Origin of the sequence: Treponema saccharophilum DSM 2985 (genome assembly GCF_000255555.1) — a bacterium.
Classification (GTDB): domain Bacteria; phylum Spirochaetota; class Spirochaetia; order Treponematales; family Treponemataceae; genus Treponema_D; species Treponema_D saccharophilum.
This window is the reverse complement of the sequence record NZ_AGRW01000052.1, coordinates 176384-191356: the sequence shown is the minus strand read 5'-3', so window position 1 is coordinate 191356 and position 14973 is coordinate 176384. Positions and strand designations below refer to the sequence as shown.

The window sequence follows — 14973 nt, the reverse complement described above, 5'->3', positions numbered from 1 at the left end:
GTTGACTCTGAGATTCCGAATTCTTTTGCCGTGTTTGTGTACCCATCTGTTGTATTCATGTAATGAGCTACAATCGCAGCTTTTTTTTCTAAATTTAATTTAGACATAAAAAAAGTGTACCTCCAAAAATTGTCTCCAACTTTTGGGGTACACTTCATTTGTTCCTCCGTTTTTTTTGTCAGCGCGCGTATTCCACGATACGCGTCTCGCGAATCATCGTGAGCTTTATGCGTCCCGGATAGCGCAAATCCGTCTCAATCTGCTTGGCGATGTTCTTCGCCAATTCTTTGACGTCGCCGTCTGAAATCTTCTCGTTGTTGACGAGAATCCGCAGTTCGCGTCCGGCCTGAATCGCGAAAGCCTTGTCGACGCCGTTGAATTTCTCCGCGACCTCCTCAAGGTTCTCCAGACGCTTGACGTAATTGTCGACCGTCTCCCGCCGTGCGCCGGGGCGCGCCGCGCTGATTGCATCCGCAATCTGGACGATGACAGCCTCAAGCGTCGTCGCCTCGACATCGTTGTGATGGGCGGCGATTGCGTTTATCACGCGAGCATCCTCGCCCATCTTGCGCGCCATTTCCGCGCCAACCTCGGCGTGGTTCTGGTCGCTGTCGTTCTCCGCGCCCTTTCCGATATCGTGAAGAAGGGCGGCGCGCTTCGCAAGCTCCCTGTTCGCACCGACCTCGGAAGCGAGGAGGCTCGCGATTTCGGCGACTTCCTTTGAATGCGTAAGCACGTTCTGACCGTAGCTCGTCCTGAAGAAAAGACGGCCGAGCGCACGGACGCCGCTCTGGTTCATGTTGTGTATTCCGAGCTCGAAGAGAGCCTTCTCCCCTTCCTCGTATATCTTCTGCTGTACGTCGCGCGTGACTTTCTGCACGATTTCCTCGATGCGTGCCGGATGGATACGGCCGTCCTGCACGAGGTATTCGAGCGCCTGCTTGGCGATTTCCTTGCGCACGGGGTCAAAGCAGCTTATGACGACAGCTTCCGGCGTGTCGTCGATGATGATATCAACGCCCGTCAGCGTCTCAAGCGCGCGGATGTTGCGTCCCTCGCGCCCGATTATCCTTCCCTTCATCTCGTCGCTCGGGAGGGAAACCGTCGCGACCGTTATGTCGCTCGTCGTCTCCGTCGCGATTCTCTGTATCGTCGAAACGAGAATCTCCTGAGCCTTCTTCTCGGCGGAAATCTGCGCGTCCTGCTCGATTTTGTTGAGCAGCACCTGCGCGTCATGCTTCGCCTCGGACTCAAGGTTCTTGATTATCAAATCCTTAGCTTCCTGAGCGGTCAGCCCGGAAATGCGCTCAAGCTCCTGCCGGTACGTCTCCTCCTGCTGGAGAATCATCTCCTCCCGCCGCTTTATCGCGGAGAGCTTCGACTCGTAATCCTTCTCTTTCCTGTCGAATTCCGCCGACCGTTTGTCGATCAGCTCCTCCTTTTTGCTCACGCGCGCCTCGTACTTCTGCACCTCGGCACGCCTCTCCCTGTTCTCCCGCTCCTGCTGATTTCGTTCACGAATGAGTTGGTCCTTTGCCTCCAACAGAATTTCTTTTTTCTGAGCTTCGGCCTCTTTAACAGCGTCCTGCTTTATGCGCTCAGCTTTTTGTTCTGACGCAGAAAGTTGAAATCTGGCGTAAAACCAGCGAATAATCCATCCAAGAACAATCCCAAGAACGGGAAGAACAACGAACAAAACCACGTTTGATTTCATTTTTTATTCTCCCGATGAATTTAAAAAAATTCTTTTTCATATTACTGAAACGTATTTTCATTGTCAAACTTGAATGTAATTATAAAACGCCATAACGGAAAAAAATCGGCAGGAGACAAAAAAAAGCGTTTTTCTTCTATAGGAGAGCGTCCGGGAAAACGAATCACCGCATTTCGCGGAGGGATATGTTGCCGAGAAATTTCTCCTGAAAGCCCGAAATAGCGGCAAGGTTGACGAGGAACGACGACGCGCGAAGCTCATCCGCCTTTTTCCTAAGCGAATCCGAAAAAAGAAGGGCGGAAGCGCCGAAAAGCGCGGCATTTCCAACCTGCAGCGCGGATTCGCAAATCTTTTTGGGAAAAAGTCCCGTCCGCACCGCCTCTCCGACATCAATCCGCGAGCCGAACCCGCCCGCGATGATGAATTCGGCTTGAGGAAGGCCGTCAGGAAGGCGCGAGAGCAGGAAACCGATTCCCGTAGCGACCGCCGATTTCGCGAGCTGGAAATTCCGTATGTCCTCCTGGGACACGAAGACGCCGCCGCAAATCTCAATCGGGCCGCCGCCCGCAATCGCACCGTCCTCGCCCACGGCGCCGCATTCGAGGAACGCCGAGACAGCGCTGACAAGGCCGGAGCCGCACAATCCGAGCGCGTTTTTTCCGCCTATGACGCGCGCGGAGAAAACGCCGCCGACCACGGAAACTTTGTCGACGGCACCGTCCACGGAAGGCATTCCAGACGAAATGTTCGCCGCCTCGAACGCGGGGCCTGCAGCCGCAGCCGTGCAGAGTATCTTTGCGGGCGTTTTTTCCGTCTTGGGAACGAGAAGCGCAAGTTCGGAATTCGTGCCGACATCGGCAAGGAGAACGGGCTTTTCCGAGGAGAGGCTGAACGACGAGGCGACCATCGCGCAGACCGTGTCGGCGCCGACAAATGCCCCCACGACAGGCGGGAAATAAACGGGGACATTCTTTGGCACCGCGGAATTCACCGACGGGACAGCGGCGCACAAATCGCCCCACGGAATCTCAAAGCCGAACTGCGACGCGGGCCTGAAAGGAACGGCGGAAAGACCGTCGACAGGAAATCCCGCAAGGAAACTCATCATCGTGGTGTTTCCCGTCACGGCGATACGGCGCACGGCGGGACGGAACCCGCGCGGAAGTTCCCGTGACGATGAGAAGAGCACGGAAGAAAACATCCGCGAAAGCTGGCTGAGTATAAGCGCGCGGATTTTTCCGAAAGAGCCGCGAACAGCGCAGTCTATCCGGCTTATGACATCCGCGCCGAAAACATGCTGCGCGTTCCGCTCCGCAACGACGGCGAGAATCCGCCGCTCCGACAGCGACCACGCCGCAACGGCAACGGTCGTCGTCCCCACGTCGACAGCGAGCGCGATGTCGGACGGAGGGCACGAGGGGAGCGGTTCGGGAATGTCGGGCAGGCACCCGTCCGTTATTATCCGCATTTCCGTAAACTATCCTTTCTTTCTGCTTGCCTTTTCCGAGGCAGCCTATTTTTTTATCTTGAGGGAAACAGAGAGGATGTTGTCGCTCGCGTTTCCCCGCGGCATGTGCTTCCACGAGAAGCCGACGACAGGAGCGATTCCGCCGGAACCGTACGCGAAATCGTATGCGGCACTGAAAATGAACCCGTTTCCCCAGCCGGTGTTCCGCACGCAGTCAATCCGCTCACCGCCGAAAGAAAGGTCGCAGAAATCCGTCCTCCGCCCGATTGCGTAATCGATGCCGAGACAGAGCCCCGCAAGCCCGGGATATATCCGCGTCCCGAGCTGGAACGAATAATCCCACAGATAAATCGAGTCGCCGTCGCCCCAATGCCCGTCGATGAACGTGTCGAACCCGATTCCGGCGGAAACGAAATCGGCAAGCGGAACATACGCCGCGGCGTTCACGTTCGCGACGAACTGCTTTGACCCGGGAACGGCATCAACAAAATCCCGCGTCGATTTGCTTCCATAGAAAACGAATCCCGAGCCAAGCCCCACCTCGACTGACGACGAGACAGAACTTTCCGAAAAAAACGGGAACGAGCACGAAAGCGCGACAAGAACAGCCGCAATTTTTTTTCCGAACGAAATCATGATTGCAAAAAGAGTAGCAGATTTCTCGCGAAGTGGAAACAATTCCGAAAAACGCGCGCGGCAGAAACGAAAAATCCCCCGCAGACACCTGCGGGGGACAAAGCAGAACTTAAAAACAGGCGCGAACCCGCGCCGGACTAGCTATTTGTTGTCGCCTTTTCCGACAAGGCACATCCATTCCGCCTGCGCGCAGAGAGTTTCGCCGACGTAGGCTTTTCCCTCCTGGACGACCATGTTCTTCGTGCACCGTTTGTTCACAACTTCCATGCGCACCGTATCGCCGGGGCGGACCTGATGCTTGAACTTCACGTTGTTCACAGTGGCGAGGAAGAAAAGGCTTCCCTCATCGAATTTCTTCTGGAGGGAAAGCGCCGCTCCGCCGCCCTGCGCCATCGTCTCTATAAGTATAACGCCCGGAACGACGGGATACTCGGGAAAATGGCCCTTGAAGAAAAAATCCTCGTCGGTGAATTTCCTCGTGCAGACGCAGCCGTTGTCATCGTACGAATCGATGGAATCGACGAAAAGGAACGGCTTCCTGTGCGGGAGAAGGCTCTCAATATCGGTGAATTTTTCCATGCTGATTTTCCCCTACTCGGCTTTCTTGAACACGAGGCATCCGTTGTGGCCGCCGAAACCGAAGTTCGCGCTCATGGCGACGTTGACCGGCATGTCGATTCCCTTGTTCGGCGTGTAGTCGAGGTCGCATCCGCCCTCAACGTCAACCTCGTCGAGGTTTATCGTCGCGGGGATGTATCCGTCCTGGATTGCCTTGACGCAAATCATAGCCTCAAGCGCGCCGGCGTTTCCGAGGCAGTGTCCCGTCATCGATTTCGTGGAGGAAATGTGAAGGGACTTCGCGGCATCGCCGAACGCGATATGGAGCATCTTCGTCTCGCCGGAATCGTTGAGCTTCGTGGAAGTTCCGTGCGCGTTGTAGTAGGTGACGTCCTCGGGCTTCACTCCCGCATCCTTCATGGCGACCGTCATGCACTTCGCGCCGCAGATTCCGTCCGGATTGGGGGCGGTAAGATGGTAGCCGTCGCTCGAAGCGCCGTATCCGGCAACCTCGGCGTAGATTTTCGCGCCGCGCGCCTTCGCGTGCTCGTACTCCTCAAGGACGAGAATCGTCGCGCCCTCGCCCATGATGAAACCGTCGCGCTGCTTGTCGAACGGACGGCATGATTTTGACGGGTCGTCAACCCATTTCGTCGAAAGCGCGTGGAGGATGTTGAACCCGAGGCTTCCGAAACCGCACTGCGTAGACTCGGCACCGCCCGCGAGGATGACATCGTAGCGGCCGGAGCGGACTTGGTCGAATGCGTTCCCGATTGCGTCAGTTCCGGACGCGCACGCCGTCGCAATCGTATGGGTCGCGCCGTGGAGCCCGAAAAGCATGGAGATGTTTCCCGCAGCCTCGTTCGGGATGAGGAGCGGAATCGTCATCGGGTTCATGCGCGTCTGGTTCGACTTTATGTACTCGCCCATCGATTTTTCCGTGACCTCAAGACCGCCGATTCCGACACCGAGATAGACAGCCGCGTCGTTGAGGACTTCGGCATTGCCCATGAGCGTTGAGTCGTCGAGCGCCATCTTCGCGGCGGCGACGGCATATTTGCAGTAAAGCGCCATTTTGCGCGCCGCGGCGCTGTCCATGTACTTCGACGCGTCGAAATCCTTCACCTCGGCGGCGTATTTCACCTTGAGGTTCGTCGCGTCGTAATGCGTAATCGGTCCGATTCCGCTCTTACCAGCCTTTATCGATGCCCACGTCTCCTCGACGGAATTCCCCACCGGCGACACACAGCCCAAACCTGTTACAACAACACGTCTCATACGAACCTCCTTATAAAGTCTCGTCTTTCATTCATTTGTTTTATTTTGACAAAATTTGAAAAAATGTCATTTTCGATTCGGAATCTTATAGGACTGTCAATTTTTTTTCAAGGCATACGCGGAACATTCTGGAAAACGGATTTCCGGCGGCGCGTTCAACACGTAAAGGATTTCTGCTACTATGCAGGGACGGAAAAATCACGGAGGAAAGAAAATGGCAAAAGAAACGATAACAGGCCAGCTCACGTTCGACATCAACTCGGGGAAATTCTGGATAACGGAGGCGGAGGAAGGCGCCCCGCTCACGTCGCTCGAATTCGGCGACACGTTCGAGGTTTTCTGCAACGGGAAATGGGTCGAGACGGGAATCGAAATCACGAACGACGACGAGGGGAACCTCCTCTTCAAGCTGAAGAACACGAACTTCGCGGGAATCCTCGACGGGCTTGAAGTGCGGCAGGAAATCCAGAAACCGTGAGCCGCGGCAAAAAAACGGAAAAGTGAAAATTCAATGCGGCTGTAGTTAACTTTTTCCCGAAAAGCGATAAAATCTCCCCGCGTCCGGGTCAGGGCATCCTATGGAATTCCTGTCGGCGCAAGGAGATTTTTTTATGAGAAAAATTGCTTTGGTTTTCGCGCTGCTGTTCGGGCTTGCCTCAGCCAATGTCTTCGCGCTCGGAATCGGAATTCAGGCAGGACCCGTAGTCGGAAGCGGATTCCACAGCGGCGGAGCCGTGACGTTCAAGCTGGACCAGCTTCCGTGCGTCTTCGCGGTATCGATTCCGTCGTTCGACCCGTTCGCAATCGGGGTCACGGCGGACTGGTGGATGGAGAACCCGACGATACAGGATTTCTGGAAATGGTATTACGGATTCGGCGCGGCGGGAGCGCTCTACGTGCACGGCGACGACGGAGACAGCGGCGCGGCGCTCGGAATCGGCGGAAGAATCCTCATCGGAACGAACGTGCTTCTCTGCAAGGACGTGCTTGAAATATACGCGCAGGCGGCATGGCAGCCGATGCTCTTCATAGGGAACGGAATCGGGACGCATTTCTTCAACTTCCCGATAGACATCGGCGTCCGCCTCTGGTTCTGAGAGCGGCATCGCGATTTTACTTTCAGGAAAACAAAAATCACTTACCTTTTTTTGAAAAAAATATAAAATTAGTCCTAACTTTTAAAAACGGGAGTTTCACATATGAAAAAGCAGATTGTTGCGGCGGCTGTCGGTCTCTGCATTGCGGCGGGCGCGTTCGCGTCAAAGAACGTCGGCCCAGGTATCGGCGGAGTCCTCTGCGGCTCGCAGAACGGTCTTTTCTGGGACGTTCTCGGAATCTCAATCAACGACACGTTCTTCCCGACCCAGCTCGGAGCCGTCACGCTCGGAACATCGGGCGCGTCGTCGTGGTCAACGATTGTCTACGACCAGACCGAGAAATTCATCGGCGACAACATGGACTTCGTCGCGACCGACATCGCGATGGGAGAGGGAGAGTACATCGACACGGTCGCCGAGCTTCTCAAAGTCGAGGACGCATCCGCGTTCAAGGCGAAGGCTCGCGACAACTTCGACGCAATCTTCCCGAGCGCGGAAATCTCCGCGGCGGAAGTGACGCAGAACCTCATCGCGCTCCTCTAACATGCCGAATCTGAACGGCACAGGCAGGCCAGAACGGAAAATCCACAAGCTGGCCTGCCTGTTTTTTTTGCTCGCGTCCCCGCCCTTCGTTTTTGCGCAGAACGCGCACGACAAGCGGACGGACGAGATTTGCGCGAAAGCCGAATCGGCGAAGCTCCACGAGGACAGGCGCTGGCTCATCCTCCTCCAGTACGAGAAAAAAATCGGCGGATACAAAAGCGTCATCACGACCGGGGATTTCTTCCTCTCACCGGCGGGAAAAACGGACCCGAAGGCCGAGCTTCTCGCCGACATCCGCGCGTTCAGGAGCGGGAGCGGAAAAGCCGCCGAATTTCCCGCAAGATGGAAATTCATACGCGACGCGCTTTCCGAGAACGAGGACGATTTCCCCGAATCGGCGGACGAGCCGTACAGGAAAGCGAAGGAAATCGCGAACCCGACATCCGTCAGCCTCGTCTATCCGGCGGGGTTCATGCAGAATCCCGCGTCGATGTTCGGGCACACGTTCCTTCTGTTCCGCGACGACAAGAAAAACGCGCTCGTCGGGCAGAGCGTGACGTACAGCGCGCGCAACACGGAAAACCCTGGAATCGCATTCGCGATAAAGGGGCTGTTCGGCCTGTACAGGAGCAACTACATAATCGAGCCTTACGCGAAGCAGATTCTCAAATACAGCGACATGGACAAGCGCGACATCTGGGAATACAGAATCCGCCTTTCGGAAGAGCAGCTCGACATGCTTTTCAGGCACGCGCTCGAGCTTTCCCGCTCGGAGTCGAACTACCTCTACATAAGCCGGAACTGCACGACGGGAATGATGATGCTCCTCGAATCGGCGTTCCCGGACGAGCATCTCACGGACGCGCTCGGGACGGTCTCGGAGCCGGTGAAGGCGATAAAGATTCTTTTCGGGAAGGGAATCCTCGAAAAACCATCATACCGCCCGTCCCTCCACACGAAAATCGAGAAGGAAAAGGAAAAAATCGGCGCAAAATCGTCCCGCGCCGTAAGAAGGTACTGCACGGGAAAGGAAAGCCTCGACCGGCTCGTGTCCGACACGGAAAAGGCGGGGACGAAGGCGCAGTCGCTCGTCCTTGCGTCCGACTACCTCAAGCACCTTCTTTCCGGCGGCAAAATCACGCAGGAGGAATACCGGCAGAGGCTCATGCCGCTCCTGAAGATGATGTCGAAAACGGAACTGTCCGGGACGGAAGCGATTTCAAGCGGCGACTACCCGCACGAAAGCCACGACTCGCACAAAATCGCGCTGACGGCAGCCGTGCACGAAAGCGTCCCGCTCGCGCAGCTCTCGTTCCGGTTCGTGAACCACAGCCTCATCGACGACGACAGGGGGCTGAGCAAAAACACGCAGCTTGAATTCTTCACGGGAAGGATTTCGTTCCGCGCGGACGGAAATTCCGCGACGGAGAACGTCCGGCTCGAAAAACTCGATTTTGCCGACATCATCTCGCTCCCCCTCTCCGACTCGTATTTTCTTGGGAAAGCGATAGCGGGAACGGTCGGGATAGAGCGGAACGGAACCCCGTCCGGCTCCGACCCGCTCGCGCTCCGACTCCGCTTCCTTTCGGGGATAAGTTTCCGCGCATTCAAGGCGAACCAGCTCTACGCGCTCGCCGGAATCGACTCGTTCATCAATACCGATTACGGGACGGGAATCGACCTCATCCCGACCATCGAATGCGGGATGATAACGGGAGCAGGAATCTGGAAGCAGCACCTTTCGGCTTCCGTCGGGCAGGGAATTTTCCGGAACGACGGCACGAGCGGAAAGGACGCGCTCGTCGGGAAAAGCGGGATTCTCTCGCGCGAGCGGCTCCGGCTCTCCCTTTCCGCGGAGGAGCGGCTCACGCTCACGAGGAACACGGCGCTTTCCGCGAAATACTCGTTCGGCGGCGACTTCAAATCGTACGGGCACGATTTTTCGCTGACGGCGCACATACAGTTCTAAAGCGGGCAAAAAAAATGCGCGGGGGACAGACACCCCCGCGCAAAATATGGAAAAAACAGGGAATTTATCCCGATTATGCGCCCATTCCCCCGTCAACGCCGATTACCTGCGCCGTGACGTAGGCGGACATGTCGCTTGCGAGGAAGAGAGCCGCGCCCGCGATGTCGGCAGGCGTTCCCGCGCGCTTGAGCGGAACGCTGTCTATCATCGACTTCTGCAAATCCTCCTTGAGGACGGCAGTCATGTCAGTCGCGATGAATCCCGGCGCGATGCAGTTCACGCGGATTCCGCGGCCGCCGACTTCCTTTGCGAGCGACTTCGAATACGCGATGAGACCGCCCTTGCTCGCGGCGTAGTTTACCTGACCGCCCTGACCGTGGACGCCGACAATCGACGACATGTTGATTATCGAGCCGCTCCGCTTCCTGAGCATGTCGTTCGACACAATCTGGCAGATGAGGAACGCCGACGTGAGGTTCACGCGTATGACGTCATCCCAATCCGATTTCTTCATCCTGAACGAAAGCCCGTCGCGCGTGATTCCCGCGTTGTTGACGAGGATGTCGAACCCGCCCGACTCGGAAAGCGCGCCCTTCACGACGGAAGTCACGCTCTCCTCGTCGCCGACGTCCGCGTATATTTCGTGGAACGCGACTCCGTTGTCGGAAGCGATTTTCTCAAGCTCCGCCTTTGCCGCGCTCGGCTTCGAGCAGAGCCCCCAGACCTCGCAGCCTTCCGCGAGGAATTTCTCGACTATACCGCGGCCGATTCCGCGAGAGGAACCCGTTACGAGCGCCTTCTTTTTCTCCAAAAGTGCCATTTTTCCCTCCAGAAATACCTTTTACAGCGCGGCGACCGAATCCGCAGAGTTGACCGGAACAGACGCGAGCGACGCGCCGAATTCAGTCTGCCCCCACAATCCGGAAAGGACTTTTCCGGGTCCCGGCTCGATTACCGACCATCCGTCCGTTCCGCCCTCGACGCTGATGATGTTCGCGAGCACAGCCTCCTCGTCCGTCCAGAGAACGGGATGCGTGAGGTGGAGAACGGCGCTCGACTTGGCGTCGGCTCCCTTCGCGACCTCCTTTCCAGTGACGTTCGAGAAGAGATGTATTTTCGGGTCGGCGAATTCGACGTTCTCAAGAACCTTCCCGAATTCGTCGGCGGCTTTCTGCATGAGCGGGGAATGGAACGGGCCTGCGACGGCAAGGCGGACAGCACGGCGCGCGCCGGCAGCCTTCGCAGCCTCCTCAGCCTGGGCAAGCGCGTCGAACGTTCCGGAGATGACAGTCTGCTTCACGGAATTCATGTTCGCGGCGTAGGCGTTCTCGATTCCCTTCGCAATCTCCACGACTTTTTCCGGCGGAAGGCCGAGAATCGCGCTCATTCCGGGGGCGTGGCCCTCGTTCTCCGCGGCGATTTCCTCGCACACTTTCTGCATTATGAGACCGCGCTGGCGGACGACCTTGATGACATCCTCAAAAGAAAGGACTCCTGCGGCATAAAGGGCGGGAAATTCGCCGAGGGAGAATCCCATAGCCGCGGACGGCTCGATTCCCTTGTCCTTGAGAGCCGCCATTATCGCAATCGACGCCGTGGTGATTGCAATCTGCGAGTTGTCAGAGCGGGACAGCTCCGCGGCATCGCTCTCCCACATAAGCTTCTTCATGTCGAGCGAGACAATATCGGAAACATCCTCGATGACCTTCATAGCGGAAGCCGACGCCTCCGCGACGTCCTTGACCATGCCGGGAGCCTGCGCCCCCTGTCCCGGGAAAAGATATGCGTATTTCTTCGCCATTTTGAATCTCCTTTTCGGCAAAAATTTTTATATCGAAACGAGAATGACATTTTTTCATTTTTTGTCATTCTCGCCCATATTACAAAAGAACGGATTTTTAATCAACGCGCGGACGGATTCCGCATCCAAAACGGGAACAAAACGAGGGAGACGATTTTCGGTATAATCGTCCGCCATGAAATCAAAGGCAAAAACTATGCTGTCGGGATTCCTGGCGGGAGTTCCGATAGGGCTCGGCTATTTTGCGGTGTCGTTCTCGCTCGGTATAGTCGCGAAGAACGCAGGCCTCACCCCGTTCCAAGGGCTTGTCGCGAGTTTCTTCAACCTCGCATCCGCCGGTGAAAACGCGCTGTTCACGTCGATTCAGGAAGGGGCATCGTACGCGGAGATTGCGATAATAACGTTCATCGTGAACGCGCGGTATCTTCTCATGAGCTGCTCGCTCAGCCAGAAATTCCCTCGCGAGACGAACGTCGTCCACCGGCTCGTCGTCGCGTTCGCGGTGACTGACGAGCTGTTCGGTATCGCATACTCGCGCCCCGGAAAGCTCAGCCCGCTTTTCAGCTACGGTGCGATGCTCGTCGCCGTACCGCTGTGGAGCCTCGGAACGTATTTCGGGATTATCGCGGGAAGCCATCTGCCGGCACCGGTCATCAGCGCGCTGTCGGTCTCCCTTTACGGAATGTTCATCGCGATAATAATCCCGCCTGCAAAAAAGGATATCGCCATACGGATTGCGGTCGCCGCGAGCTTCGTCCTCAGCTTCGCGCTTTCCGTCGCCCCGCTTGCGCGGGATCTCTCGTCGGGAACGCGGACGATTATACTGACCGTGCTGATTTCCGCCGCAGCCGCCCTTCTCCGCCCGATAAAGGACGAAAATCCCGCGGAAACGGAACCAGAACAGAAAATCGAGGAAAACGAAAAATGAGAAGCACATACATCTATATTTTTACCGCTTGGGCGGTCTCGTACCTTATCAGGAGCCTTCCGCTGACGCTCATACGGAAACCGATACGGAACAGGTTCATCCGCTCGTTCCTGCACTACGTCCCGTACGTCACTCTTTCCGTGATGACGTTCCCCGCAATTCTCAGCGCGACGCAGACACCCGTCGCCGGAGCAATCGCGCTTGTCGCGGGAATCGCGGTCTCGCTCGCCGGGTTCGGGCTTTTTCCGGTCGCGTGCATCTGCTGCGCCGTCGTCGGAATCTCGGAGCGATTTCTCTGAACAGAAGACGAGAGGAAAAAGGAGGAGCACGATGAACAAATTCGCAAAAACCGCGGGCGTGATTGCGTTCTGCGCGCGGGCGGCAATCCTCGCGGCAACGGCGGCGGCGACGATTTTCCAGCACGGAATCAGCGCGACGTACATGCCGAACGCCGCGCACATCACAATCATCCCGTGGGGCGATTTTTTCTCGAACGCGCTCCTGCTCGCGCTGGCGGGAATTCTCTGCTTCCGGAAAAAAGGCGACACGAGGAACCGAGCGCTCATCGCGTTGTATTTCCACATACTTGCGGCATTCCTTTTCTGGAACCCGATGACGGCGAGCGTTTCCATGATGCTCGCGTCGACGAAGGGCGCGGCTTACATCGCGGCAAAATCGGCTCTCGCCTCGACGACAAGCTCGCTCACGTATATGTTCCATATCGCGGGAAACGCAGGATTCTACATGGCGGCGGGAAGCATGATTGCGACCCCGAACGACGCGCCCGGCGGGACGCTTTCCGCAAACGCCTCGGAAAAATCTAGGGCGCGCCTCGTGCTTTATTCGGGGCTTCTGGGATTTCTGGGAATCGACCGGTTCTACGCGGGAAAAATCGCGACTGGAATCGCGAAGATTTTCCTCGCGCTTTTCGGCATCGCGTCCGTCGTCCTCTCGTGCGGCATCCAGCAGTTTCCCTTCATGCTCAAGTTCCTCCCGTTCATCGGCTATATCATAAAACAGCTCGCGGACTCGCTCGGAAGCTCGCTCATGAAAGCCCCGGAAGCAGCGGGCTCGCTTTCCTCCGCCCTGAGCGCGCTTTCGACGGAAACGCTCGTGCTCATCCTGATGGCGCTCCCCTACATCCCGATAATCGCGCTCGGGACGGCGGATTTCGTGCGCGCCGTCCTCGGAAAAACGCGCGATTCGGAAGGCAAGCCGATATCCGCCTGGTGACATCCCGGCGGATTTCCGGCATTCGTTAGCGTTACAAAAGGTCTATTCGGAAAGCCCCGAAAGGACGAGCTTCGTAAGGGTGAAGTTTCCCATTATGTCGAACCCGCCATTGAGCTTTCCGAGGTTTTCCGCCGTGACGAGGAAATAGTACGAGCCGGCTCCAACCGAGCCCGCGTTCTCGTATGTCCCGTTCGGGTTTCCGGCCTCGTCTTTTGCCTCCTCGACAGCGATTTTGCCGTTCGTCGAGGCGTCGTAATACTCGCTCACGCCGCAGGGCGCCCAGTTTTTCGTGACGCGGAATTTGCAGTATGCGTTTCCCTCAGCGTCGGTATTGTTCGCGACGGTGAAGGAGACTTTCGAGCCGACCTTGAGCCGCGCCGCATATTCCGTGCCGACAGAAATGTCGTTTCCCCATGACGTCTTTTTTCCGGCAAGCGCGGCAATCTCAAGCGGCTCATTTTTCGAAGGTTCCGTGCCGGAAGAGACGGCGACGGGTTTTCCTTTTTCGATGATTTCATCGACGAGGCTCGGATAGAACCATTCGAGCGTCTCCCGGTTGAACCAGCCGTGGCATTCTCCAACGCGTCTTTTTTCAGCGTCGCCGGTATCCCACGTTATGCCGTTGTCCCAAATGATTACGGGGATGCCGAGCTTTGACGCAAGCGTGAAGTACGAGCCAATCCATTTTTTGCGTCCGTCCGTGTTGTTCTTGTCGGATGCGCTCGCCTCGCCCATGACGACGCCGTATCCCTGGTTCACCCATTTCGACAAATCCCCTCCGCTCGTTTTGAAAAGATGCTCCAGCGCACCTTTGAATTCTGCAGTGAATTCCTTGTTCGTGTCGTCGGACATCGCAAAAAGGTACGGGTCATACGCGTGCGTCGAAATCAGAATCTTCCCGCTCGCGCTGTCGCTCGGGACGCTCCATCCGGCGCTTCTCGTCGGATGCGCCACGCAGAACGGAACCATGATGAAGCGCGACTCGTTGTTCCCGCCGGTTTCGCGGATTGCAGAGATGCACGTCTCCTCGTAATCCTTGATTATCGGGTTCCATTTCTTGAGCTCGTCTTCATCGGGATTGAATCCGGGGACAGTTTCCGTGATGTGCCGCGGCTCGTTCAGCACCTCGAAGACAAGATGCCCGTCGAAATTCTTGAATTCATCGGCTATCTGCTTCCACACGGCGGAAAGGTACGCTTTCGATTTTTCCTGAAGCGCGGAATCCTCCTCGATGCAGTAGCCGTAGAGCGAATCCATCTGCGCCGCCGTCAGGTTGTCGTGGTGCACGTTCAGGATGACGAACATTCCCGCGTCGATTGCCCATCCGACGACGTTCTTCACGTGCGCCATCCATTCGCGGTCAATCGTGTACTTTTCGTCCGTGATGTGGTTGTGCCAGATTACGGGAACGCGGATTGTCTTGAATCCCTTCTCCGCGACTTTCTTTATCATCGCCTCGGTCGGCGCCTTCATACCCCACCACGCCTGCACGCCGATGCCGAGGTTTTCCTTCCCCTTCGAATTGTCGTGCACGTCGAGCGTGTTCCCGAGGTTCCAGCCGACGGTCATAGCGGCGGCAAATTCCCTGCTCGTCATTGACGAAAGATTCCCGTCCTGAGCGAGCGTGCTGCCGGAATCGCTTCCGTCGGAGCATGACAAAAACGAAAACGCTAAGAGAATGGCTGCAAAAACCGACGCGATTTTGCAGAAGCGTTTTCCCCTGAAAATTTTCATAAAATCCTCCTTGC

Annotated in this window: 15 protein-coding genes; 7 read left to right on the top strand and 8 right to left on the bottom strand. The window is 56.6% G+C overall.

The window, feature by feature from the left end; all coding sequences use genetic code 11:
• Positions 1–178: 178 nt before the first annotated feature.
• The 5 genes from rny to fabF all read right to left on the bottom strand — a co-directional run bounded on the left by rny (position 179) and on the right by fabF (position 5654).
• Positions 179–1714 (bottom strand): ribonuclease Y, encoded by a 1536-nt coding sequence (gene rny, locus TRESADRAFT_RS11610; RefSeq protein WP_002705885.1) that lies wholly within the window; start codon positions 1712–1714, stop codon positions 179–181.
• 163 nt (positions 1715–1877) lie between these two features.
• Positions 1878–3182, bottom strand: coding sequence for an ASKHA domain-containing protein (locus TRESADRAFT_RS11605; RefSeq protein WP_002705884.1), 1305 nt, complete (start codon positions 3180–3182; stop codon positions 1878–1880).
• 45 nt (positions 3183–3227) lie between these two features.
• Complete coding sequence (locus TRESADRAFT_RS11600) at positions 3228–3818, bottom strand: hypothetical protein (RefSeq protein ID WP_002705883.1); 591 nt, start codon at positions 3816–3818, stop codon at positions 3228–3230.
• Positions 3819–3959: 141 nt separating this feature from the next.
• Positions 3960–4397 carry a 3-hydroxyacyl-ACP dehydratase FabZ gene (gene fabZ, locus TRESADRAFT_RS11595; protein ID WP_002705882.1) on the bottom strand — a complete coding sequence of 146 codons (438 nt, stop codon included), beginning with the start codon at positions 4395–4397 and terminating at the stop codon, positions 3960–3962.
• A gap of 12 nt (positions 4398–4409) precedes the next feature.
• Positions 4410–5654, bottom strand: coding sequence for a beta-ketoacyl-ACP synthase II (gene fabF / locus TRESADRAFT_RS11590; RefSeq protein ID WP_002705881.1), 1245 nt, complete (start codon positions 5652–5654; stop codon positions 4410–4412).
• Positions 5655–5868: 214 nt separating this feature from the next.
• Between fabF and TRESADRAFT_RS11585 the strand changes: the two genes are divergently transcribed.
• From TRESADRAFT_RS11585 to TRESADRAFT_RS11570, 4 genes are all read left to right on the top strand, one after another.
• The gene (locus TRESADRAFT_RS11585; RefSeq protein WP_002705880.1) at positions 5869–6132 is read left to right on the top strand and encodes a DUF5348 domain-containing protein; all 264 of its coding nucleotides are present in this window, start codon (positions 5869–5871) and stop codon (positions 6130–6132) included.
• A 133-nt stretch (positions 6133–6265) separates the two neighbouring features.
• Positions 6266–6751: a hypothetical protein gene (locus TRESADRAFT_RS15335; RefSeq protein WP_002705878.1), complete on the top strand. Its 486-nt coding sequence runs from the start codon at positions 6266–6268 to the stop codon at positions 6749–6751.
• A gap of 102 nt (positions 6752–6853) precedes the next feature.
• The gene (locus TRESADRAFT_RS11575) at positions 6854–7294 is read left to right on the top strand and encodes a DUF3015 family protein (RefSeq protein WP_002705877.1); all 441 of its coding nucleotides are present in this window, start codon (positions 6854–6856) and stop codon (positions 7292–7294) included.
• Between the two features lies 1 nt (position 7295).
• On the top strand, positions 7296–9263 hold the full coding sequence (locus TRESADRAFT_RS11570; RefSeq protein ID WP_002705875.1) for an Lnb N-terminal periplasmic domain-containing protein: 1968 nt from the start codon (positions 7296–7298) through the stop codon (positions 9261–9263).
• Between the two features lie 73 nt (positions 9264–9336).
• Here TRESADRAFT_RS11570 and fabG read toward each other — a convergent pair whose 3' ends face one another.
• Both fabG and TRESADRAFT_RS11560 read right to left on the bottom strand, forming a co-directional pair.
• On the bottom strand, positions 9337–10083 hold the full coding sequence (fabG, locus tag TRESADRAFT_RS11565; RefSeq protein WP_002705867.1) for a 3-oxoacyl-[acyl-carrier-protein] reductase: 747 nt from the start codon (positions 10081–10083) through the stop codon (positions 9337–9339).
• Positions 10084–10104: 21 nt separating this feature from the next.
• Positions 10105–11064 (bottom strand): ACP S-malonyltransferase, encoded by a 960-nt coding sequence (locus TRESADRAFT_RS11560; RefSeq protein ID WP_002705866.1) that lies wholly within the window; start codon positions 11062–11064, stop codon positions 10105–10107.
• A 175-nt stretch (positions 11065–11239) separates the two neighbouring features.
• On the opposite strand from TRESADRAFT_RS11560, the gene TRESADRAFT_RS11555 reads away from it, so the two are divergent.
• From TRESADRAFT_RS11555 to TRESADRAFT_RS16510, 3 genes are read left to right on the top strand one after another with little or no spacing between them, the layout of a single operon-like run.
• Positions 11240–11992, top strand: coding sequence for an AzlC family ABC transporter permease (locus TRESADRAFT_RS11555; RefSeq protein ID WP_141607364.1), 753 nt, complete (start codon positions 11240–11242; stop codon positions 11990–11992).
• Positions 11989–12291, top strand: coding sequence for an AzlD domain-containing protein (locus TRESADRAFT_RS11550; protein WP_002705864.1), 303 nt, complete (start codon positions 11989–11991; stop codon positions 12289–12291). Before TRESADRAFT_RS11555 ends, TRESADRAFT_RS11550 begins: the two co-directional genes overlap by 4 nt.
• A gap of 31 nt (positions 12292–12322) precedes the next feature.
• Positions 12323–13225 (top strand): TM2 domain-containing protein, encoded by a 903-nt coding sequence (locus TRESADRAFT_RS16510; protein ID WP_002705863.1) that lies wholly within the window; start codon positions 12323–12325, stop codon positions 13223–13225.
• A 42-nt stretch (positions 13226–13267) separates the two neighbouring features.
• On the opposite strand, the gene TRESADRAFT_RS11540 is transcribed toward TRESADRAFT_RS16510, so the two are convergent.
• Positions 13268–14959, bottom strand: a complete 1692-nt coding sequence (locus TRESADRAFT_RS11540) for a glycoside hydrolase family 5 protein (RefSeq protein ID WP_002705862.1) — start codon at positions 14957–14959, stop codon at positions 13268–13270.
• Positions 14960–14973 lie beyond the last annotated feature (14 nt).

Coding starts and splice junctions, on each gene's coding strand:
- rny (WP_002705885.1), bottom strand. CDS start 1,714: ATGAAATCAAACGTGGTTTTGTTCGTTGTTCTTCCCGTTCTTGGGATT.
- fabG (WP_002705867.1), bottom strand. CDS start 10,083: ATGGCACTTTTGGAGAAAAAGAAGGCGCTCGTAACGGGTTCCTCTCGC.
- TRESADRAFT_RS15335 (WP_002705878.1), top strand. CDS start 6,266: ATGAGAAAAATTGCTTTGGTTTTCGCGCTGCTGTTCGGGCTTGCCTCA.
- TRESADRAFT_RS11555 (WP_141607364.1), top strand. CDS start 11,240: ATGAAATCAAAGGCAAAAACTATGCTGTCGGGATTCCTGGCGGGAGTT.
- TRESADRAFT_RS11600 (WP_002705883.1), bottom strand. CDS start 3,818: ATGATTTCGTTCGGAAAAAAAATTGCGGCTGTTCTTGTCGCGCTTTCG.
- TRESADRAFT_RS11550 (WP_002705864.1), top strand. CDS start 11,989: ATGAGAAGCACATACATCTATATTTTTACCGCTTGGGCGGTCTCGTAC.
- TRESADRAFT_RS11570 (WP_002705875.1), top strand. CDS start 7,296: ATGCCGAATCTGAACGGCACAGGCAGGCCAGAACGGAAAATCCACAAG.
- fabF (WP_002705881.1), bottom strand. CDS start 5,654: ATGAGACGTGTTGTTGTAACAGGTTTGGGCTGTGTGTCGCCGGTGGGG.
- TRESADRAFT_RS11540 (WP_002705862.1), bottom strand. CDS start 14,959: ATGAAAATTTTCAGGGGAAAACGCTTCTGCAAAATCGCGTCGGTTTTT.
- TRESADRAFT_RS11585 (WP_002705880.1), top strand. CDS start 5,869: ATGGCAAAAGAAACGATAACAGGCCAGCTCACGTTCGACATCAACTCG.
- fabZ (WP_002705882.1), bottom strand. CDS start 4,397: ATGGAAAAATTCACCGATATTGAGAGCCTTCTCCCGCACAGGAAGCCG.
- TRESADRAFT_RS11575 (WP_002705877.1), top strand. CDS start 6,854: ATGAAAAAGCAGATTGTTGCGGCGGCTGTCGGTCTCTGCATTGCGGCG.
- TRESADRAFT_RS11560 (WP_002705866.1), bottom strand. CDS start 11,064: ATGGCGAAGAAATACGCATATCTTTTCCCGGGACAGGGGGCGCAGGCT.
- TRESADRAFT_RS16510 (WP_002705863.1), top strand. CDS start 12,323: ATGAACAAATTCGCAAAAACCGCGGGCGTGATTGCGTTCTGCGCGCGG.
- TRESADRAFT_RS11605 (WP_002705884.1), bottom strand. CDS start 3,182: ATGCGGATAATAACGGACGGGTGCCTGCCCGACATTCCCGAACCGCTC.